The sequence below is a fragment of the Phenylobacterium sp. genome (assembly GCF_041913825.1).
Classification (GTDB): Bacteria; Pseudomonadota; Alphaproteobacteria; order Caulobacterales; family Caulobacteraceae; genus Phenylobacterium.
In genome coordinates this window covers 80,677-101,144 of sequence record NZ_JAYSEO010000017.1, presented here as the reverse complement: position 1 = coordinate 101,144, position 20,468 = coordinate 80,677, and the positions used below count along the sequence as shown (strand labels likewise).

Below are 20,468 nucleotides of genomic sequence, written 5' to 3'. Positions count from 1 at the left end.
TCCTCAGGCCTCCGCCGTCTGCAGGGCGTCCGCGAGTTCGGCGATCTCCTCGATGGCGGCGGCCAGGCCCTCGGCGCCCTGCGCCTGCTGCCGTGCGGCGGCGGCCGACTGCGCGGCGGCCCCGCCGGCCTCTTCGGCGGCGGTGGCGATCTGCTGCATCCCGCCCAGCACCTCCCGCACCGAGGCGAGGATGGCGTCGGCCGCCTGCAGGGTCTCCTCGGCGGCGGTGCGGACGGCGGCCACATCGCCCTCCACCAGGCCGAGGCGCTGTTCCACCTGGGTGTTCTTGGCGATCTCGGCGTCGGCGGTCCCGGCGATCTGCTCCAGGTCCCGGCGGGCCTCGGAGATCTGAGCCTGCAGGCCGCGGACCACGTCCTTCACCCGGTCGGCGTTCTCGGCGGACTCCCGGGCGAGCGTGCGGATGTCGCCCGAGACGGTGGCGAAGCCGTGCCCGGCCTCGCCGGCCCGGGCGGCCTCGACGGCGCCCGAGACCGCCAGCATGGTCGTCTGCACGGCGATCAGCGCGATGGCGTCGACCTGCTTGTCGATCAGCCGGCCGGCCTCCTCCAGCTCGCCGGCCCGGGTGACGCTGGCGCGGGTGTCGGCCAGCGCGGCGGCCACCCCCTGCGCCATCTGCGTCATGGCGGCGCGGGAGGCGGACAGGAGGCCCTCCACCGCGCTGGCCTGCTCCAGGGCGTCGGCGGCGGCCTGCCGGGCTCGGCCGGCGGCGCCCTCGATCTGGGCCATGGCCGCGGTCGCCTGCTGGGTGGCGGCCGCCTGCACCTGCGCCCCGCGGGAGATCTGCTCGATGGCCACCAGGATCTCGGCGGCGGCCCCCGACAGCTCCTGCACGGCGGCGGAGAGCTGCTCGGCCGCGGCGGCCACCTCGGCGGCGCGGTCGCGGCCGGCCTGACCGGCTTCCAGGCTCTCGGCCAGGTCGGCCAGCGCATGGGCGGTGCGATCGCTCTCCTCCAGCGAGGAGGCCTGCTGCTCCACGGCCCGCTGCGCCTCGGCGGCGGCGGCCGACTGTTCCTCGGCGGCGCTGGAGATGCTCTCGGCTCCGCGCTGGGTCTCGCGCGCGGCGGCGTCGGCCTCGACCGCCGCCAGCAGGATCGACTGGGCGCCTTCGCTGAGCTGCACCATCCGCTGGCGGATTTCGCCGAGGTCCCGGGTTATGGTCGAGCCGGCCTCGGCCTCGGTGGCGGCCCGCTCGGCGGCGGCACGCACCCGTTCGGAGAGCGCGCGCACCCCGCTGACGATCTGGCCGGCCAGGCCGCCCACCTCGCGCGCCCGCCGCTCGGCGGTCTCGGCGAGCGCCCGGACCTCGTCCGCCACCACGGCGAAGCCGCGGCCGTTGTCGCCGGCCCGGGCGGCCTCGATGGCGGCGTTCAGCGCCAGCAGGTTCGTCTGGTCGGACATGTCGCCCACCGTCCGGGTGATCTCGCCGATCTCGGTCGCCTGGGCCTCCAGCGCATCGATGACCCGGACCGAGGCGAGCTGGCGCGCGGCGTTGGCCTGCACCGCGCCCACCGAGCTCTCCACCTGGGCGGCCGTCTCGGCGGCCAGGGTCTGCAGCGCCTCGGTGCGCCGGCGCGAGCTCTCCGCCCGCTCGCGCGCCTGACCGAAGGCGGCGCCGAGCGCGGTGACGGCGCTCAGGGATTCATGGCTCGCGCCGGCGGCCTCGTCGGCGGCGGTGGCGATCTGTTCCAGCGCCCGGCGCAGTTCCTCCGCGGCCGAGGCGGCTTCCGAGACGCCGCCGGCGAGCTGGTGGGTGGCCGCGCCAATCCGCTCGGCGGCGGTCTGCCGGCGCGCGGCCGGGGCGCGGGTGCGCTTGGGGCGAGGCGCTGGCTGGGCGGTCTCAGCCGTTTCGATCTCTTCGGAAGGCTTGGTCACGGGGCGTCCCCGCGTCGCAAGCGTCGAACGCTTCACCAGAGCCATGGTCGAATTTTGCCCCCAACGCGCGCGAACCCCGCGGCGCCGAGAGGACGCCGCCGGGTGTTTCGCGATCTAGGAGCCGTGGCCGCCCTAGGGCAAGGCCGCAACTCCCCCGACTGGGCCTCTAACGCACGAGCTTGCTTTTTGTTCGTTTCATCCGGCGGACATGTAGGCGAAGCGCGCCAGGAACAGCGCGGCCAGGCCATAGAGCAGCCAGTCGCCCTTGTCGGTGCGCCGCGCCACCAGCTTCAGCACCGCATAGGCCAGCACGCCCATGGCCAGGCCGTTGGCGATGGAGAAGGTCAGCGGGATCGCGATCAGCGTCAGGAACGCGGGGATCGCCACCACCGGGTCCTCCCAGTCGATCTCGGCCAGCGGGGCCATCATCATCGCGCCCACCAGGATCAGCGCCGGCGCCGTGGCCGCCGCCGGGATGAGCTGCGCCCAGGGCGCCACGAACAGGGTGGCCAGGAACAGCACGCCGACCACGACCGCCGTCAGCCCGGTGCGCCCGCCCGACGACACGCCCGACGCGCTCTCGATGTAGCTCACCACCGTGCTGGTGCCGGCCAGCGAGCCGGCGATGGTCGCGCCCGCGTCGGCGAACAGGATCCGGTTCAGGCGCGGGATGGTCCCGTCCGGCTGCATCAGCCCGGCCCGCTTCGAGACGGCCACCAGGGTGCCCACGTTGTCGAACAGGTCCACGAACAGGAAGACGAACAGGATCTCCAGCAGGGCGAAGCCGAACCCGTGGCCGCCGACGCCGAGCGCCGCGGGGATGTCGAGCTGGAAGGCGGTCGAGGTCATCTCGGCCACCGAGTAGGGTTGCGGGTTCCAGGTCGCCAGGCCCAGCGCCCAGCCGAGGATCGTCGTCGCCACGATGCCGATCAGGATGCCGGCGCGCACCTTCAGCACCTGCAGGGCCGCGACGATCACCAGGCCCAGGATCGCCAGCAGGGCGGTGGGGCTCTTCAGGTCGCCGAGCCCGACGATGGTGCCCTCGTTGGCTGTGACGATCCCCGCGCTCCTCAGGCCGATGAAGGCGATGAACAGGCCGATGCCGGCCGCGATGGCCGCGAACAGGCTCTTGGGGATCGCGCTGACGATCAGTTGGCGGACGCCCGCGAAGGTCAGCAGCAGGAAGGCGACGCCGGAGATGAACACCAGGCCCAGCGCCGTCTGCCACGGCACGCCCATGGCGCCCACCACGGTGAAGGCGAAGTAGGCGTTCAGCCCCATGCCGGGAGCCAGCGCGATCGGGTAGTTGGCCAGGAAGCCCATCAGGAAGCAGCCGACCGCGGCGGCCAGGCAGGTGGCGGCGGCGACGCCGGCCACCGGCATCCCGGCCTGGCCGAGGATCGCCGGGTTGACCAGCACGATGTAGGCCATGGTCAGGAAGGTGGTCAGCCCGGCCAGCACCTCGGTGCGCACGCTGGTCCCACGCTCGCTGAGCTGGAAGAATCGGTCGAGCACGCATCCCCCTCGGCGCCGCCTTGCCTGCCCACTTGAGCCGCAGCCGCGCGGCGATGGCAAGCGCGACCCGCGCCCGGGGCTTGGCGCCGGCGAAGGCGCCGCTAGCGTGGCCGCCCCGGAGGATTCCCATGCGCCTGCTGACCGTCCTGATCGCCGCCCTGCTGGCGTTCGCCGCGCCCGCCGCCGCGGCCGGGCGGCTCGACGCCACGCCGCGCACCGCGGTGGTCTCGGCCTATGCGCCGGAGTGGCCGGCCCTGCTGGCGGCGACCACCGACCAGGCGCGTTACACCGTCAACGGCGTGGTCTTCGTCACCGGCCGCATGGAGGGCAGGCCGGTGGTGCTGTTCCTCTCGGGCGTCAGCATGGTCAACGCCGCCATGACCACCCAGATGGCCCTCGATCGGTTCGCCGTAAGCCGCATCGTCTTCTCCGGCGTGGCCGGCGGCGTCGACCCGGCGCTGGGCGTCGGCGACGTCGTCGTGGCCGATGCCTGGGGCCAGCACCTCGAAGGCGCCTTCCTGCGCGAGGGGCCGCAGGGCTTCGTCCCCGGCCCGTGGCCGCCGGAGCGGGTGGCCGGCTTCGGCATGATCGCGGCCGGGCCCGTGGAACTGCCCCGCGGCGACCAGCCGCCCGAGCGCCGCTTCTGGTTCCCCGCCGACCCGGCCCTGCTGCAGGTCGCCGCCTGGATCGCGCCCGCCGTGCCGCTGAAGCGCTGCCTCGCGCCAGGGCGCTGCCTGTCGCACCAGCCGAAGGTGGTGGTGGGCGGGCGGGGCGTGTCCGGCCCGGTGTTCGTGGACAACAAGGCCTACCGCGAGCACGTCGCCGCGGCCTTCCAGGCCAAGGTGCTCGACATGGAGACGGCCGCCGTCGCCCATGTGGCCTACGTCAACCGCACGCCCTTCATCGCCTTCCGCAGCCTGTCGGACCTGGCCGGCGGCGACGAGGGCGCGAACCAGATCGAGACCTTCCTGACGTTGGCCTCGGAGAACTCGGCGGCGGTGGTGCGGGCCTTCGTCGGGGCGCTGCCCTAGTCCGCCTGCGCCACGTAGGCGTCGATGGCGGCGAGGTGCTCCGCCTTCTCGCCCTCGTTCAGGAACGAGCCCTCGAAGCTGTTCTTGGCCAGCGTCACCAGCTCCTCGCGGGTCAGCCCCACCGCGCCCGCCGCCGCCGTCCAGTTCTCGCCGAGGTAGCCGCCGAAATAGGCCGGGTCGTCGGAGTTCACCGTGGCGTGCAGGCCGAGGTCCAGCATCCGTTTCAGCGGGTGGACCTTCAGGTCGTCCACGACGCACAGCTTCAGGTTCGACAGCGGGCAGACCGTCAGCGTCATGCCCTCCTTCGCCAGCCGCGCCACCAGCCGCGGGTCCTCCAGCGAGCGGTTGCCGTGGTCGATGCGGTCCACGTGCAGCAGGTCCAGCGCCTCCCAGACGTACGCAGGCGGGCCTTCCTCGCCGGCGTGGGCCACCAGCTTCAGCCCCCGCTCGCGGGACGCCTGGAACACGCGGGCGAACTTCGACGGCGGGTGCCCCACCTCCGAGGAATCCAGCCCGACCCCGGCGATCCGGTCGAGGTAGGGCTCGGCCTGCCTCAGCGTCGCAAAGGCCGCGTCCTCGTCCAGGTGGCGCAGGTAGCAGAGGATCAGCTTCGAGGTGATCCCGAGCTCCCGCTCGGCCTGCGCCATCCCGGCCAGCAGCCCGTCGGCGACCACGCTGAACGGCACCCCGCGGTCGGTGTGGGTCTGGGGATCGAAGAACAGCTCCACGTGCCGGCAGCCGTCCTGCGCCACCCGCCGGAAGTAGGCCATGGCCAGGTCCTGGAAGTCGGCCTCGGTCAGCAGCACCCGCGCGCCCTGATAGTAGATGTCCAGGAAGTCCTGCAGGTTCGAGAAGGCGTAGGCCGCGCGGACCGCCTCCACCGTCGCGAACGGCAGGTCCACCTGGTTGCGGCGGGCCAGCTCGAACATCAGCTCGGGCTCGAGGCTGCCCTCGATGTGCAGGTGGAGCTCGGCCTTGGGCAGGCCGCGGATGAAGGCGGTGAGGTCTTGCATGGCCCCGAACCTACCGCGCGCCAGCCGGCGGGAACAGCCGCGCCGCCGGCCGGGTTAGCCTCGCATGTGGTTCTTCATGCTCTTCGGATCCCCGCTCGGCTTCCTCTCGATGATGAGCGAGCTCAACCCCGCCCTGCGCAGCGAGGCGGCCGGCGCCGCCGTGCCCGAGGGCCTCGCGCCCTAGCGCTTGCCGCGCGGCCGCATCGGGGGCATCAGCGGAGCGCGGCTTCTTCGAGGGGGATCGGATGCAGGACGTCACGGTCGTCGACCATCCGCTGGTGCGCCACAAGCTCACCCTGATGCGGAAGAAGGACACCTCCACCAACAGCTTCCGCCAGCTCCTCAAGGAGATCGGCGGCCTGCTCTGCTACGAGATCACCCGCGACCTGCCGCTCCAGACCGTGGAGATCGAAACCCCGCTCATGCCGATGAGCGCGCCGGCCATCGCCGGCAAGAAGCTGGTGTTCGCCGCCATCCTGCGCTCGGGCATGGGCATGCTGGAGGGGATGCTGGAGCTGGTGCCCGCCGCCCGCGTCGCCCACGTCGGCCTCTACCGCGATCCCGAGACGCTCGGCTCTGTGGAGTACTACTTCAAGGCGCCGACGGCGCTCGGCGACCGGCTGGTGATCGTCGTCGACCCCATGCTCGCCACCGGCAACACCGCCATCGCCGCCGTGCAGCGGCTGAAGGACGCCGGGGCCCGCGACATCCGCATGGCCTGCCTGCTCGCCGCGCCCGAGGGGGTGGAGAAGTTCCACGCCGCCCATCCCGACGTCCGGGTCTGGACCGCGGCGGTCGACGAGCGGCTCAACGACCACGGCTACATCGTGCCCGGCCTCGGCGACGCCGGCGACCGGATGTACGGGACGAAGTAGGGCTTCAGAACCCTGCCAGGGTGATCTTCAGCACCACCGCGAAGGCGGCCACCGACCACAGCGCCGTGCGGCCGATCAGGCGGCGTTGGTTGGGCGAGGGGCGGAGGGTGCGGGCGGTCATGGCGGCGGCGGGGGCGGGGGGTTGTGCGGTCAAGCTCATATGGGCCATCGAAGCTGAGCTTCAATGAACGGCTATGCATAACGGCCATGCAGGCTGTGCAGGTCCGGCGCCCATCCGGCGCCCGCCACGGCGCCGCTTTTTTGGGCGCCTGCGGATTTCGCCCCGCCGGGCGTCCGACACCGGTTGCCAGCCCCGCCCAACTCCCGCCATTCCTCGGGTGTCCCGTTTAGGGGCGTTTCCTCCCTTTACCTCGGCCGCGCTTCGCAGCGCGGCCTTTTCTTTTGCACCGCGACTGCACGCCGCCTCGCGCGCGGCTGCATTACGGCGAATTATCTTGGCGGGGCGTGGACGCGCGGCCAGATAGGCCCCGCGTGTCGAACCGGCGCTTCGAGGGGGCGCCGCTCATGGAGACCCGTGCTTGATCGCGCTTCTTGCTTCCGCCTCGGTGCTGGCCGCCGGCCCGACGCTTGCCGCGCCCGAGCTGCCGGCCCTGCCGCCGATCAGGCGCGAGGCCCAGATCACCTACGTCGACCGCACCGGCGCGGTGATCGGCGTGCGCGGCGGACGCTTCGCCCCGCCGGTGGACCTGGCGAGGCTGCCCGCCCACGTGCCGGCCGCCTTCGTGGCCATCGAGGACCGCCGCTTCTGGGAGCACACCGGCTTCGACCCGCGCGGCATCGCCCGGGCCGTGGTCGTCGCCGCCAGCGAGGGCCGGGCCCGGCAGGGCGCGTCGACCATCACCCAGCAGCTCGCCCGCAACCTCTACCTCAGCCAGGACCGCACGCTCGAGCGCAAGGCCACCGAGCTGCTCTACGCCGTCCAGCTCGAGCGCACCTATTCCAAGAAGCAGATCCTCGGCCTCTACCTCAGCCGGGTCTACTTCGGCTCCGGCGCCTACGGCATCGAGGCCGCCGCCCAGCGCTACTTCAACAAGCCGGCCGCCAGGCTTTCCATCATGGAAGCCGCCATGCTGGCCGGGATCATGAAGTCGCCGGTCAACTACCACCCGATCGAGGAGGCCGAGGCCAACCGCGCCCGCGCCGCCCTGGTGCTCGACGCCATGGTCGAGACCGGCGCCATCACGCCGGCCCAGCGCGCCCAGGCCTGGGCCTCGAAGCCCAAGGTGTGGAAGACCGCCCCCAACGAGGGCGCCCAGTACTTCGTCGACTGGCTGGACGGCGAGACCCGCCGCATCGTCGGCCGCCCGACCCAGGACCTGGTCATCGAGACCACGCTCGACGCCCAGCTCGAGCGCAGCGCGCTCACCGCCGCGCGAAAGGGCGCCTCGGCCGCCGCCCAGGCCCAGGCCGCGGTGGTGGCGGTGGACGGCGCCGGCCGCGTCCGCGTCATGGTCGGCGGCACGGACCACGCCCGCGCCCCCTACAACCGCGCCGCCAGCGCCAGGCGCCAGGCGGGCTCGGCCTGGAAGCCCTTCGTCTACCTCACCGCGCTCGAGGCCGGCTGGAAGCCCGACGACCCGGTGGTGGACGAGCCCGTCACCATCGCCAACTGGAGCCCGCGCAACTACGACGAGGGCTTCCAGGGCCCGATCAGCTTCGAGCGCGCCGTCGCCACCTCGGCCAACACCGTGGCCGCCCGGGTCGCCGACCTCGTGGGCCGCCAGAACGTCGCCGCCACCGCGCGGCGGCTGGGCATCGGCTCCACCGTCAACACCGACCCGGCCATGGCGCTCGGCACCACCCTGGTCAGCCCGCTGGAGATGACCCAGGCCTACGCCGTCTTCGCCAACGGCGGCAGCCGGGTGCAGGCCTACGGCATCGAGCGGATCCGCACCTCGGGCGGCAAGCTTCTCTACCAGCGCAAGCCCCACGTCTGGACGCCCATCGTCGCCAACCCGGCGCTGGGCAACATGAACCGCGTGCTGCGCGCCGTGCTCACCGCCGGCACCGGGACCCGCGCGGCCTTCCCGGGCTACGACCTGGCCGGCAAGACCGGCACCACCTCCGACTACAAGGACGCCTGGTTCTGCGGCTACACCGGCGGGCTCGCCGCCTGCACCTGGATGGGCCGCGACGACAACGCCCCCATGGGCCGGATCACCGGCGGCGGCGCCCCGGCCGAGATGTGGAAGGGCGTGATGAGCGCCGCGGTGAAGCGCCTGCCGGTCCAGGCCATCCCCGCCGGCCGTCCGGCGCCCGCTCCGCCGCCGCCGCCGCTCGCCGACACCGACATCGCCCAGGCCCCGGATTTCGGCGACGAGCCGGACGAGGACAGCGCCGCCCCGCCACCGGCCGGCGGCTGACGCGCCCCGCCGCCGGATTAAACCTTTGACGCCGCGCCGGCGGCCCGGATCGGCTTAGATGCCCCGTCGCCTCGCCGGGGGTCGGACCCCGCGGGCCATCGCGGAGGATCGTGATGTTCAACCGGGAAGTCGTCGTCGCGGCGGCCATCGCGCTGCTGGTTCCGGCGGGCGCGGACGCGCAGCAGAGGCCCAAGGGCTCCGGCCAGGCCACCTGCACCTGCAGCTGCAGCACCGGGCCCAACGGCATCTATGAGATGACCTACAAGGCCGTCGCCAACTGCAGCGCCTACCAGGGCAAGACCTGCAACGTGGAGGTCTCGCCCAACATCATCCGCTCGGGCACCCTGACGCTCTGTTCCTCCACCCCGCAGAGCAGCTCGCCCGCCGTACCGCGCGGCAACCTCAGCCTCGATCCCGGCAAGCCGCAGAAGCCGACCCGGAAGATCGACGCGGCCCCCACCACGGGCGCGATGGAGGCCCGGCCGCGCTAGCGCCGGACCGCTCGCCGATACCCGTCCGCCTTTCCCCGCCGCCCGCGGCGCGCTAACTCCCGCCCATGGCGCGGACGAAGCACAGCCCGGAATTCGACATCGTGGTGGCCGGCGAGGCCTATGTCTGGCGCCTGCAGCGCCAGCCGGTGTGGTCCTCCGATCCCAAGGAGCGCCGCGGCATGGCCGTCGCCGTGCGCCACGCCGAGGGGCAGCGCGAGGCGGTGCTGGAGTTCCCGCCCGGCCGCGACCCGCGCTTCGGCCTGCGCCAGCTCAACCCCGCCCAGATCCCGCCCGAGCTCGTCGCCCGCGCCATCGCGTCGGCCATCGAGGCCGGCTGGGAGCCGCTCTCCCGCGGCAAGTCTGTCCAGATCCTCGTCGACGAAACCGGCGCCTGAGGCCGGCCCGGCTCACCCGGCCGGCCGCCCCAGCCCGTGCCCGCAGGGGGCGCGACCCGCACGGGCGGGATGAGGCCCGGCCGAGGCGCGCGACCACAGCCGCTCGTGGATCGCGAAGGCGAAGGTCTGGACGATGGGCTCGACGAGCCCCACCGCCAGCGCCACCCGCCAGTCGCGGGTGAGGGCGAAGGCGACCGCGATGGCCACGGTCAGGTGCATCAGCGAATAGGTGCAGGTCTTCGCCAGCGTGCTGTTCATCGCCTTCGCCCCTTGGCCTTAGTGGGTGACGGGCGTCGTCGCCCCGGCCCCTGGGCCGGCGCCCAGGTCGGCGCCGGTAATCGGGTCGCCCGTGGGCGCGGACTCCGTCCGCATCGCCATCTGCTCCAGGATCTTGAGGTCGCTGTGGGGCAGCTTCACGCTGGCGGTGCCGTCGCCGCCGTCCACCGCCACCTGTTCGGCCCGCTCGCTGACCACCTCCCAGTTCTCACCGGCGTTCCAGGGGCCGCTCATGTCGCCGTCGCCCTGGGACATGTTGTAGTAGACGTCCGTGAACTCCGGCTTCCCGGGCAGCTTGCCGGGCGGGAAGTTCGGCTCCATGGCGTAGAGCGCCTTCTCGAACGACTTCTGGTGGGCCACCTCGCGGGTCATCAGGAAGCCCAGCGCGTCCTTGATGCCCGGGTCGTCGGTGATGTTGATCAGCCGCTCGTAGATGATCTTGGCGCGGCTCTCCGCGGCGATGTTCGAGCGCAGGTCGCAGCCGGGGTCGCCGCGGCTGTCCACATAGGCCGCCGTCCACGGCACGCCCGAGGAGTTGGTCAGCGCCGGCCCGCCGCCGTAGAGGATCGCCTGGGTGTGGCTGTCGCCGCCGGCGGTCAGCGACATGTACAGGTCGGCCTCGCTCATCGCCGCCTCGGCCAGCTGGCCCTTGGCGCCCTTGTTGAGCATGGCCACGATCGAGCCGATCACCTCCAGGTGGCTAAGCTCCTCCGTGGCGATGTCGAGCAGCAGGTCCTTGCGGCCGGGATCGTCCTCGGCCAGGCCCTGGGTGAAGTAACGCATGGCCGCCGCCAGCTCGCCGTCCGGTCCGCCGAATTGCTCCAGCAGCAGGCTGGCCAGCACCGGGTTCGGTTCAGCCACGCGCACCGTGTATTGCAGCCGCTTGTTGTGCATGAACATGAAGATGTCTTTCGGAATTCTGCGCACTCCCGTTGGCGCGCAGTGACATCACAACCCGTGCGGGAAGCCGCCGTTCCTATGCTGGCGCTATCTTAATCCAGCAAATGTTCATCTTCCGCGCCACGAATACACAAGCGTCGCCGTCAAAGTCAGCCCGATCGCGCCCGCAGCGTCCGCCCCGCCCGCCCCCGCCGCAAGGCGGGCCCCAGGCCCAGGCCGACGCTGGCCGCCGCGCCTGCCAGGACCGCGACCATGGCCGGCGAGGCCGGTCCGGCGATCAGCACCGCCAGCAGCAGGATCGAGGCCAACGCGGCCCCCACCAGCAGGAAGGCCGCTGCAGAGCGGACGTCGGCCAGGGCGGGCGGAGCCTCCCGTTCGGGCCGCGGCGCCGCCGGCGCGAGCTCCGCGACCTCCGCGACCTCCGTGGCCCCGGGCGCCAGGAACAGCCGGGCGTCGCGGCCGAACGCGCTGGCCAGCGCCTGCGCCGTCTCGAGGCTCGGCGCGCCGCCGTTCTCCAGCCGCTGCACCGTCCTCACATTGACCCCGAGGATCAGCGCCAACTGCTCCTGGGTCCACGCCCGCTCCCGCCGCAACGTCCGGATCAGCATCCGACACCTCCCACGCTTCGCCCGATCCTGCCCGGCCCGCCCGCAACCGACCACGGCATTCTCCCGACACGCGGCCCTTCCGCCTCCGTCGTGGCGCGACGGGGGAGGGGGGCAAGCCGCCGCACCGCCGCGCCGCGGCTTGCGGCGGCGCAAGGCCCCACTAGTCTCGTCCCGATGCCGCCGCCCCAGCCGCCGCCGTCTACGGGCCACCAGCCGACGCCGGCCCAGAAGCGCCTCGCCCTCGGCTACCTGCTCAGCGGACTCGGCTGGCCCGTGGTCCTGGCCTTCCTCTACGTCGTCACCCCCAACCGCGAGCACCCGTCGTTCTGGACGACGATGCAGCACACGCCCGTCAGCGTCGCCGTGGTCTGGGGTGGCGGCGCCTTCGGCGCGCTCCTCGCCCTCGTGGGCGCCTGGATCGTTCGCCGGGAACGGCGCCGCCCCGGCCGGGCCTAGCGGTCCCGCCGGCGCCCCGGCCAGGCCAGCACCGCCGCGCCCGCCGCCATCAGCCCCACCGCCGCCGCCAGCATCCCCGCGCCGGCCAGGAAGGCCGGATGGCCCCAGGCGAACTCGGCCATCGCCGGCCCGCTGCGGCTCGGCAGGAACACCCCGCGCAGGAACACCGGAAACGGAAACCCCAGCGCCGCCCCGAACACCATCAGGAACACCCCCAGCCCCGTCCGCCACCTCGCCCGCTCACCTGCCATCCCCCCCTCAACGCCCAACCCCCGCCTCGGAGCCGAGCCAGGCGATTGGGGGGAGGGCGGACCGCCCTTCCGCCCCCATCGCGGCGCGATGGGGGAGGGGGACCGCCGGCCGAGGCGCAGCCGAAGGGCCGGTGATGGAGGGGGTGGGGCAAGCGGCGGCGCCGTCAGCCCCCGCGGGCGTCCGGAGCGTCCGTTCCGCGCGCCGGCCGCAGGGCCGGCGCCGCGCTTAGCCTCGCCGATAGACTCAGGCCGAACAGCGCTGCGGTGATCGCGGGCGGGGACGGAAGGGCTGATTGCGCGGGCCTCGTCCAAACTACCAACGGGCGTTCACGCCGTTTAGTCCGGGAGAGCGAGGTGGGAGCGCAGCCGCCAATCGACCAGTTTGCGGACCCTGAAGCTACCCTCGGCGGATAGCCCCTCGGCGTGCACCGTCAGCATGTCCGCGACCCGTTGCGCCCATTGGCGTTCAGCAGCGAGATCGGAAAATAAGCGGCCGTTTCCGTACCGGGAACCGAGCGCGTCGAGCATGGCGTACTGGCGCTCGGAGTTCGCCGCCGCAAATAGCTCTACAAAGCGCCCGGGATCCGCCGACGCTAAGACTGGAACGTCGTAGTAGCGGGGGACATTGCCATATCTGAGGGTGATCTCCTGCGCGAAGAGGCGCGGGTCTTCCGCCATTTGGTCGAGTAGTTCTCGCGCGGCTACGGGCAGAATGTCTTGCGCCGCTTGGCTGCGAAGGCGGAGAAGCTCGCTAACAAGGACCTGAAATTCCGGTGTCTCTAGCGCCATGAAGCCAAGCCCGGCGTAACCTGTGCTCGACGGCGAGAAGTCCTGCGGCGGCAGCGGTTCGATCCTGCCCATGGCAGCGAGATCGGCGAGGTAGGTCTGGCATTCCTCCAAAACCTCCTCGGCGCTTAGTCCCGGATAGCGCCCCTCCGCCGCCCCCCAGAGCCGGAGACCAAAGACATGCAGAATCTCCCCGCTGACCGTGTATTCGCGCGCGGCGAACTTCCGTTCCATGGACGCCAATGCGTTTGCGACCACTTCATCCGGAACTCGCAGGTATTCCCACACGATGGTCCATTCGGGGAACTCTCGGGGTGGACGCAGGTGCAACGATTGTTGGAAGGATCGGCGGACCTGATCCTGGTCGACAAGACCTTGCACCATCACTGCGTACAGCGTTCCGTCATCCAGTACGCGATCAAAGAGATCTACGCTTGAATAGCGCTCGGTCGCTTGCGCCATAGGCGAAGGGGCCCCCGAATGAGGACTCATCAGCGCGGCGCGTCGCGCGAAACGCTCTTGCAGGTCCTCGGCTTTAAGGCGGCCGGCCCGCAGTTCGAAGCCGTATACGAGGGTGAGGGCGAGTGCGGCATCCATTGCGGCCGGGTTCTGACGATGATGCTCCTCCAGAACCAAGTAAACCCGCTCGAACTCCCACAGCGACTGCTGCAGCATGCGCAGGTTGTTCAGCCCCGATTGCAGGTAGATCGTGCGGATCAGTTCTCGCCGACCAGAGACAAATTGGCGGGCACCCTGATCGCGCAGGAGGTGGATGAATGCGTCTAGCGCTTCTTCGAAAACCGACTGCACCGCCAGCGACTTGCCGACGAGCTTCTCCCGGATGGTGGCATAGCGTTCGTCTTGGATAGCCATCTCATTGGCGATTAGGATGACCTTTTTGCCGTCGTGTTCAACTAGGGCATTGATGTAGCCGAGAGCCTTGTTGATCGGCATTTCGCAGCGTTCGAGGTCGTCGAAGACGTATACGGCGGCCTTGTCGGTATTCACTATCTGCTCGAGCGTCAGATCGGACCTGATCCGAAAAAAGCTGGCGGCGGCCTTCGCGGCGTGACCGGCGAGAAGCCGACCCTTGCCGCTTAGGATCGGATATAAGGCGTGCGCAAGTGCACGATCGATTTCGTCCACCGATGTCAGGCCGTAAAGGCTTACGTAGGCGTACGGCGTCTGCTCGTCGTAGCGCGCGTCTAGGATGGAGCGGACCAAGTAGGTCTTGCCCACACCCCAGGGGCCGTCCAGCAGTACCGCAAAGTATGGTGCCGTCTCCAGGCCGAGGTAGTGATTGAGGTAAGTGCGGACGTGGACGTTCGGGTCCAGCAGGGGCGTGGCTTTGGACTGTCCGTTCAGATGGTCGCTCCTAAGATTGGGTCCGTGGTGGCGTTGGACTGCGGATGATAGCGATCGACGGCGTAGGTGGACGCCTCAACGCTCAGCGAGATGAGCGGACAAGCGATGGCATGAAACCCCTGAACGTTCACTCTCCGGACTGAAGTTCGCATTGTCTCGAGGCGCTCCGCCGATCCCCCCTTGTCGGCCCCGCCGCTCCTCATCCGTCCTCAGGCCACTACCACCCACCCCCAGGACCCCGCACCCATGTCCGACGACCGCGTCAAAGGCCCGGCCTCCTACTTCCCCTCCATCGAGAAGAAATACGGCCGCCCGGTCGCCGACTGGCAGGCGCTGGTCCGGGCGCGCTATCCGGCCAAGCACATGGAGCTGGTGGCCATGCTGAAGGACGAGCACGGCCTGGGCCACGGCCACGCCAACGCCATCGTCGCCCACACCCTGGCCGAAGACCGCGCCTGACGCCGGGCCGATCCCGCGCACCGCCGCCTCCGCCTCCGCCGATGCGGCCTCGATGACCGCCCCGGATCGACGCATCCAGCGCCTGTATTTTTTATACAGATTTGCTTCGTGATGTTCCCGTTTCGTTCTAGACTCCGCCTGCAGTCAGAGACGCTGCCTTGAGGAGAAGAACGATGGTGGATGTGAGTGAAATCGTGGTGATCGGTCAGCGCCCGTGGCATTGGCCCGACACCGGCCTGCCCCCCGGAAGCATCGCCTTCCAGGACGGCTACTACGGCATCTGGAAGTATCTTCCCGATGGAAACGCGAACCCCGACTACCCCTCGGAGCCGACGACGGACCCGGTGATCAAGTGGTCGATCGACCCGAACACGCCGGAGTCGCAGGCGCTCGCCCTGAAGCTCGGCAACACGCTGGTCGGCGTCCTTCGCGCGGCGCTTGCGACCCCGGACCAGGCGACGATCACCACCAGCGCCGGGACCATGACGGGCGCGCAACTGAGGGGGACGATCACGGCGATCACCAACAACCCGATCCGGGTGGTCTACAACGGCGACATCCCCGGCGCCCCCGGGCTGCCGAACGACGCCGCGGTGGTGTGGGAGAACGGTCAGCCGCACATGTATGTGACGCCGTCGCTGCTGGCGTCGGGGCACTACGGCGACGACGCCGCCTTCCCCAACAACAGCGGCATGAACTTCGTGGTTCTGCACGAGATGGCGCACACCTTCACGCCGGTCCAGCAACAGTGGAACTCGCAGATCGGCGCCTACTATGCCCGCACCGGAGCCTCTGATCAGAGCCAGATGTGGGCCACCGACAGCCAGGGCGAACTGATCCACGTCGAAGCCCGGATCGTGGAGCAGTATGCGAACAACGCCGCGATCTCGGTGGCCAACTACTTCGGCCTGCCGGTATACACGACGCCGAAGTACGGCTCCTAGGAGGTCGCCATGGCTGCGGCGGTTGCACTCGCCCTCGCGATCCTGAGCGCGAGCGCCGCCGAACCCGGCCATGAAGCCCCCACTGGCGCGGCCTATGGCCCCTTCGGGGTCGTAGGCCGCGTCTCCGTGGAGACCAGCATCCCCCGCGCCCCGCTGGGGCGGCTCGTCAATTCCGGGCTGGCCGAGACCCGCGACGGCGCCTGGCTGCGATGGCGGCCGATCTGGCGCCGCGGGCAGGTGGTCGGCGTCGAAGGGATCGAGCGCCTGACGCGTGAGCAGGCGGTGGGGCCAGGCTGGGCGCCTCGGGCCCCCTTGTCGATGCCGGCGCGACCGCCCGGCGAGACGGGCTGCCGGCTGATCGCCACGGCGGCCACGGTCCGCGGCCGGCTGGGCGCATGGAACTGCCGCAGTGCGCCCGGCACGCTCCTGGGGGGACCGGGCCCGGATGGCCGGGTGGTCGTCCAGGCCCGGCTCGACCGGCGCTACCAGGCGATGAGCGCCGAGACGACGCTGCACGGCGGCGCGAGCCGCGTGATCCTTGCGTCCTACGATCCGGGCGCCCGCCGGTTCGACTGGCTGGAACTCAGCCTCGCCCCCTGAACCGCCGGGCCGCGCGCTCGGCCTTCCCGCAGATCGCATCATCGAAAACTTGCGTTCTGGCGGTTTCCGTGTTCTTCTTTTGTTCATGTCCGCCCCCGACGCCGCAGCCCAGGTCCAGGATCGCCATTCGGCGATGCTGGCGGAGCTTGCGTCCATGACGCTGACCCTGGCGCGCGACCTGCAGGTGCGCGCGCTGGAAGCGCAGACGACGGAGGAGGCCGCCCGGCTGGCGCGGGCCTTCCAGCAGGTGTCGCGGGGGCTCCGCCAGACGCTCGCGCTCGAGCTGAAGGTGATCCGCTACAAGGACGAACAGGCCCGCGAGGCCGCCGCCGCCGAGGCCGAGGTCGAGGCCCTGCAGCGCCGCGCCGCCGAGGCGCGCGACCAGGCGGTGGAAAAGCGCCGGCGCGCGATCCGCGACCGGGCCCACCAGGCCATCTGGACGGAGGCCGAGGCCGACGAGTTCCCAGAGGACTTCGAGCCGCCGGAGGACCCGGAGCGGCTCGCCCGCGCCCTCGAGGCCTGGCTGGACGAGGCCGTGCGCCGCGACGACTTCCTCACCGACGACTTCGACATCCTGGTCATCGAGGCCTGCGACGCCATCGGCGCGGACGCCGGCCTGCTCTACGACATCGAGGACCGCCCCTGGTCGCCGCCGGACCCTGCGTCCGCGTCCGCCGAGCCGGACCCCGCGCCCACGCCCCAGCCCGCCGACTCCTCCTGAGGCCCGCGCGGCGCTTCCCCCTCGGTAATCTTCCAAACCTCTGTCATCCCGGTTTCGCGGCGCGCGAAGCCCGGGACCAATGAACGCGGCGTCCTCCCGACAACCCCGCGGCGTCTCCGCCTGCCTCCTTCACGCCGGGCCGGCGCCCATGAGGCCCGGTCTTCGGCTGCGTCGAAACCGGGATGACAGGCGGGGAGGGGCGCCGCGCGCCGCTTTCCGTGCGGTCCGTGTATTCCATGGTTCCTCCTCCCGCCCGCCACGGCTTAAGAACGGACGCCGAGGGGGAGTCTCACATGGCCACACACAGCGCGGGCGGCGCCTCGAACCGCCGGATCCTGGCGGCGAGCCTGGTGGGCACGGCGGTCGAGTTCTACGACTTCTACATCTACGCCACCGCCGCCTCGCTGGTGTTCGGCAAGCTGTTCTTCCCGCCGGCCTCGGCCTCCGCCCAGCTCATGAGCGCCTACGCCACCTTCGCGCTGGCCTTCTTCGCCCGGCCGATGGGCGCGGCCTTCTTCGGCCACTTCGGCGACCGGATCGGGCGCAAGTCCACCCTGGTCGCCAGCCTGCTCCTGATGGGCGGCTCCACCGTCGCCATCGCCTTCCTGCCGACCTACCAGATGGCCGGCTGGCTCGCGCCCTTCCTGCTCTGCGTGCTGCGCTTCGGCCAGGGCTTCGGCCTGGGCGGGGAGTGGGGCGGGGCGGCGCTGCTGGCGGTGGAGAACGCGCCGCCCGGCTGGCGCGCCCGGTTCGGCATGTTCCCCCAGCTCGGCGCGCCGGTGGGCTTCCTGGCCGCCAACGGCCTCTTCCTGATCCTCGGCGTCCTCCTCACCCCCGAGCAGTTCGAGGCCTTCGGCTGGCGCATCCCCTTCCTGCTCAGCGTCGTCCTGGTGGGCGTGGGCCTGTGGGTGCGGCTGAAGCTCACCGAGACGCCGGCCTTCGCCGCCGCGCTGCAGGAGGCGCCGCCGCCGCCCGTGCCGTTCGCCGAGCTGTTCCGCCGGCACACGCTCGCCACCCTCGGCGGCACCTTCGCCGTCGTCGCCTGCTTCGCCATCTTCTACATCACGACGGCCTTCGCGCTGGGCTACGGCACCACCCGCCTGGGCTACAGCCGCGAGACCTTCCTGGGCGTCCAGCTCGCCGCCATCGGCTTCATGGCCGCCGGCATCGTCGCCGCCGGCTACTGGGCCGACGCCACCAGCCCGCGGCGCGTGCTGATGGCCGGCTGCGTGCTCACGGTGCTCACCGGCCTGGTGCTCGGCCCGATGATGGGCTCGGGCTCGCTCTTCCTGATCTGGGCCTTCCTGTCGCTCGGCCTCGTGATGATGGGCCTGGTCTACGGCCCGCTCGGCGCCTTCCTGCCCAGCCTGTTCCCGGCCCGGGTGCGCTACACCGGCGTCTCCATGGCCTTCAACGTCGGCGGCATCATCGGCGGCGGCATGGCCCCGATCGCCGCCCAGTGGCTGGCCGACAGGGGCGGGCTGGAATGGGTCGGCCTCTACCTCGCCGCCGCCGCGCTGATCAGCTTCCTGTCGCTGCTGGCGCTTCGCCCACGGACGGACTTGTAGCGACGCCGCCTCACGCTCTAGCTAGCCGCAGAACGCCGCGGACGCGCGGCCAAGAGGGAACACCATGGATCGCCGCTTCTTCCTGCGCAGCTCGGCCGCGCTCCTCATCGCCGGCGCCGCCGCCCCGGCCTGGGCCCAGGGCCTCACGGGCGAGGACGCCCGGCTGCGCGCCCTGCTCGACGCCTTCTGGGAGGAGGACCTGGACGAGTCGCCGACCACGGCCACCGTGCTCGGCCTCGACGTCGGTCCGCGCGCCGCCCAGCGCAGCCGCCTGGACGACGGCTCCTCCGCCGGCCGCGCCCGCTGGGTGGCCGCCCGCCGCGCCCGCCTGGGCCGGCTGAAGGCCATCGACCCCGCCAAGCTGTCGCCCGCCGGCCGCGCCGACCTCGACGTCGTCGTCTACGCCTATACGACCATCGCCGAGGGCGGGGAGCGCTTCACCTATGGCGAGGCCGCCTCCGGCTTCTCCTACGCGCCTTACTCGCCCTATGTGCTGAGCCAGCTCTCCGGCGCCTACCAGTCGATCCCCGACTTCCTGGACTCGGTCCATCCGGTGAAGACCGCCGCCGACGCCGAGGCCTACCTGGCCCGCCTGGAGGCCTTCGCCGGCGCGCTCGACGCCAACACCGCCGACTTCCGCAAGGACGCCGCCCGGGGCGTGCTCGCCCCCGACTTCGCGCTGGACGCCACGCTCGCCCAGCTCCGCAAGCTGCGCGAACCGGCGCCGGCCGCCGCCGGCCTCGTCACCTCCCTGACCCGGCGCACGGCCGAGGCGAAGATCCCCGGCGACTGGGCGGGCCGCGCCGCCGCCATCATGTCGGGCAAGGTCTATCCGGCCCTCGACCGGCAGATCGCCGCCGTCCAGGCGCTGCGCCCGCAGGCCAGGCCCGATCCGGGCGTCTGGAAGCTGCCGGACGGCGAGGCCTTCTACGCCGGCGCGCTCGCCTTCCAGACCACCACCACCCTCACCCCGGACCAGGCGCACGAGCTCGGCCTGAAGCAGGTGGCCGACCTCGAGGCGCAGATCGACGCCCTGCTGCGCGCCCAGGGGCTGACCGCGGGCACGGTGGGCGAGCGGGTGACCCAGCTCTCCAAGCGGCCGGACCAGCTCTACCCGAACACCGACGCCGGGCGGGCCGAGCTGCTGCAGGCGCTGAACGAGCAGACCGAGGCGATCCGCAGGAAGATGCCGCTGGCCTTCCGGACCCTGCCGAAGTCGCCGGTGGAGATCGTCCGCGTGCCGCCGGAGATCCAGGACGGCGCGCCGAACGGCTACGCCACGCCGCCGACGCTGGACGGCTCGCGGCCGGGCCGCTTCTACATCAACCTGAAGGACACGGCCGAGTGGCCGAAGTTCACCCTGCCGACCCTGACCTACCACGAGGCCCTGCCGGGCCACCAATGGCAGGGCTCGATCACCCTGGAGTCCAAGGACATCCCGCGCCTGCGGCAGCTCGGCCTGGGCTTCGCGGCGCACGGGGAGGGCTGGGGCCTCTACGCCGAGCAGCTCGCCGACGAGCTCGGCGCCTATCAGGGCGATCCGCTGGGCCGGATCGGCTACCTGCAGTCGCTGCAGTTCCGCGCCGTGCGCGTGGTGGTCGACACCGGCATGCACGCCAAGCGCTGGAGCCGCGAGCGGGCCACCGACTACATGGTGGAGAAGACCGGCTTCGTGCGCAGCCGGGCGCAGCGGGAGATCGACCGCTACGCCATCTGGCCGGGCCAGGCGTGCAGCTACAAGATCGGTCACACCGAGTGGGTGCGGATCCGCGAGGAGGCCAAGGCGCGGGCCGGGTCGAGGTTCGACATCAAGGTCTTCCACGACGTGCTGCTGCGCGGCTCGATGCCGCTCGTGGTGCTGGAGCGCACCGTGAAGGAGATGTACCCGGCCTGACGGCCGAAGGCGGCGGCGCGGGAGGGGGCCGCGCCGCCGCCCA

21 protein-coding genes are annotated in these 20,468 nt (G+C 71.6%); 12 read left to right on the top strand and 9 right to left on the bottom strand.

Annotated features, from left to right (window positions below; translation table 11 throughout):
* Positions 1-3 precede the first annotated feature (3 nt).
* Positions 4-1,893, bottom strand: a complete 1,890-nt coding sequence (locus ACE3Q8_RS15380) for a methyl-accepting chemotaxis protein (protein WP_374471165.1) — start codon at positions 1,891-1,893, stop codon at positions 4-6.
* 195 nt (positions 1,894-2,088) lie between these two features.
* On the bottom strand, positions 2,089-3,408 hold the full coding sequence (locus tag ACE3Q8_RS15375) for an NCS2 family permease (protein ID WP_374471164.1): 1,320 nt from the start codon (positions 3,406-3,408) through the stop codon (positions 2,089-2,091).
* Between the two features lie 128 nt (positions 3,409-3,536).
* Here ACE3Q8_RS15375 and ACE3Q8_RS15370 point away from each other — a divergent pair, with 128 nt between their 5' ends.
* Positions 3,537-4,439, top strand: a complete 903-nt coding sequence (locus ACE3Q8_RS15370; RefSeq protein ID WP_374471163.1) for a 5'-methylthioadenosine/S-adenosylhomocysteine nucleosidase — start codon at positions 3,537-3,539, stop codon at positions 4,437-4,439.
* On the opposite strand, the gene ACE3Q8_RS15365 is transcribed toward ACE3Q8_RS15370, so the two are convergent.
* Complete coding sequence (locus ACE3Q8_RS15365; RefSeq protein WP_374471162.1) at positions 4,436-5,452, bottom strand: adenosine deaminase; 1,017 nt, start codon at positions 5,450-5,452, stop codon at positions 4,436-4,438. The two genes, ACE3Q8_RS15370 and ACE3Q8_RS15365, sit on opposite strands and share 4 nt — an antisense overlap.
* 245 nt (positions 5,453-5,697) lie before the next feature.
* On the opposite strand from ACE3Q8_RS15365, the gene upp reads away from it, so the two are divergent.
* Positions 5,698-6,327, top strand: coding sequence for a uracil phosphoribosyltransferase (gene upp, locus ACE3Q8_RS15360; protein ID WP_374471161.1), 630 nt, complete (start codon positions 5,698-5,700; stop codon positions 6,325-6,327).
* Positions 6,328-6,331: 4 nt separating this feature from the next.
* On the opposite strand, the gene ACE3Q8_RS15355 is transcribed toward upp, so the two are convergent.
* Complete coding sequence (locus ACE3Q8_RS15355; RefSeq protein ID WP_374471160.1) at positions 6,332-6,487, bottom strand: hypothetical protein; 156 nt, start codon at positions 6,485-6,487, stop codon at positions 6,332-6,334.
* A gap of 379 nt (positions 6,488-6,866) precedes the next feature.
* Between ACE3Q8_RS15355 and ACE3Q8_RS15350 the strand changes: the two genes are divergently transcribed.
* The 3 genes from ACE3Q8_RS15350 to ACE3Q8_RS15340 all read left to right on the top strand — a co-directional run bounded on the left by ACE3Q8_RS15350 (position 6,867) and on the right by ACE3Q8_RS15340 (position 9,597).
* Positions 6,867-8,711, top strand: coding sequence for a transglycosylase domain-containing protein (locus tag ACE3Q8_RS15350; protein ID WP_374471159.1), 1,845 nt, complete (start codon positions 6,867-6,869; stop codon positions 8,709-8,711).
* A gap of 113 nt (positions 8,712-8,824) precedes the next feature.
* Positions 8,825-9,202 (top strand): hypothetical protein, encoded by a 378-nt coding sequence (locus ACE3Q8_RS15345; protein WP_374471158.1) that lies wholly within the window; start codon positions 8,825-8,827, stop codon positions 9,200-9,202.
* Between the two features lie 65 nt (positions 9,203-9,267).
* A complete protein-coding gene (locus ACE3Q8_RS15340) occupies positions 9,268-9,597 on the top strand; it encodes a hypothetical protein (RefSeq protein ID WP_374471157.1) in 330 nt (109 codons plus the stop codon).
* 12 nt (positions 9,598-9,609) lie between these two features.
* Here ACE3Q8_RS15340 and ACE3Q8_RS15335 read toward each other — a convergent pair whose 3' ends face one another.
* The 3 genes from ACE3Q8_RS15335 to ACE3Q8_RS15325 form a co-directional block, all read right to left on the bottom strand.
* Entirely contained in the window at positions 9,610-9,855 is a 246-nt protein-coding gene (locus ACE3Q8_RS15335) for a DUF2061 domain-containing protein (RefSeq protein WP_374471156.1), read from the bottom strand.
* A gap of 18 nt (positions 9,856-9,873) precedes the next feature.
* Positions 9,874-10,773, bottom strand: coding sequence for a manganese catalase family protein (locus ACE3Q8_RS15330; protein ID WP_374471155.1), 900 nt, complete (start codon positions 10,771-10,773; stop codon positions 9,874-9,876).
* 149 nt (positions 10,774-10,922) lie between these two features.
* Positions 10,923-11,381 carry a helix-turn-helix transcriptional regulator gene (locus ACE3Q8_RS15325; protein WP_374471154.1) on the bottom strand — a complete coding sequence of 153 codons (459 nt, stop codon included), beginning with the start codon at positions 11,379-11,381 and terminating at the stop codon, positions 10,923-10,925.
* 174 nt (positions 11,382-11,555) lie between these two features.
* Between ACE3Q8_RS15325 and ACE3Q8_RS15320 the strand changes: the two genes are divergently transcribed.
* Entirely contained in the window at positions 11,556-11,837 is a 282-nt protein-coding gene (locus tag ACE3Q8_RS15320) for a hypothetical protein (RefSeq protein WP_374471153.1), read from the top strand.
* On the opposite strand, the gene ACE3Q8_RS15315 is transcribed toward ACE3Q8_RS15320, so the two are convergent.
* Entirely contained in the window at positions 11,834-12,088 is a 255-nt protein-coding gene (locus ACE3Q8_RS15315; RefSeq protein ID WP_374471152.1) for a hypothetical protein, read from the bottom strand. The genes ACE3Q8_RS15320 and ACE3Q8_RS15315 overlap by 4 nt on opposite strands.
* Positions 12,089-12,424: 336 nt before the next feature.
* Complete coding sequence (locus tag ACE3Q8_RS15310) at positions 12,425-14,161, bottom strand: P-loop NTPase fold protein (RefSeq protein WP_374471179.1); 1,737 nt, start codon at positions 14,159-14,161, stop codon at positions 12,425-12,427.
* A gap of 324 nt (positions 14,162-14,485) precedes the next feature.
* Between ACE3Q8_RS15310 and ACE3Q8_RS15305 the strand changes: the two genes are divergently transcribed.
* The 6 genes from ACE3Q8_RS15305 (at position 14,486) to ACE3Q8_RS15280 (ending at position 20,425) form a co-directional block, all read left to right on the top strand.
* Positions 14,486-14,698 (top strand): DUF4287 domain-containing protein, encoded by a 213-nt coding sequence (locus ACE3Q8_RS15305; protein WP_374471151.1) that lies wholly within the window; start codon positions 14,486-14,488, stop codon positions 14,696-14,698.
* A gap of 173 nt (positions 14,699-14,871) precedes the next feature.
* Complete coding sequence (locus ACE3Q8_RS15300) at positions 14,872-15,642, top strand: hypothetical protein (RefSeq protein ID WP_374471150.1); 771 nt, start codon at positions 14,872-14,874, stop codon at positions 15,640-15,642.
* Between the two features lie 9 nt (positions 15,643-15,651).
* Entirely contained in the window at positions 15,652-16,242 is a 591-nt protein-coding gene (locus ACE3Q8_RS15295) for a hypothetical protein (protein ID WP_374471149.1), read from the top strand.
* A 154-nt stretch (positions 16,243-16,396) separates the two neighbouring features.
* Positions 16,397-16,963, top strand: a complete 567-nt coding sequence (locus tag ACE3Q8_RS15290) for a hypothetical protein (protein ID WP_374471148.1) — start codon at positions 16,397-16,399, stop codon at positions 16,961-16,963.
* 293 nt (positions 16,964-17,256) lie between these two features.
* A complete protein-coding gene (locus ACE3Q8_RS15285; RefSeq protein ID WP_374471147.1) occupies positions 17,257-18,531 on the top strand; it encodes an MFS transporter in 1,275 nt (424 codons plus the stop codon).
* A 64-nt stretch (positions 18,532-18,595) separates the two neighbouring features.
* The gene (locus ACE3Q8_RS15280; protein WP_374471146.1) at positions 18,596-20,425 is read left to right on the top strand and encodes a DUF885 family protein; all 1,830 of its coding nucleotides are present in this window, start codon (positions 18,596-18,598) and stop codon (positions 20,423-20,425) included.
* The last annotated feature ends 43 nt before the right edge of the window (positions 20,426-20,468 follow it).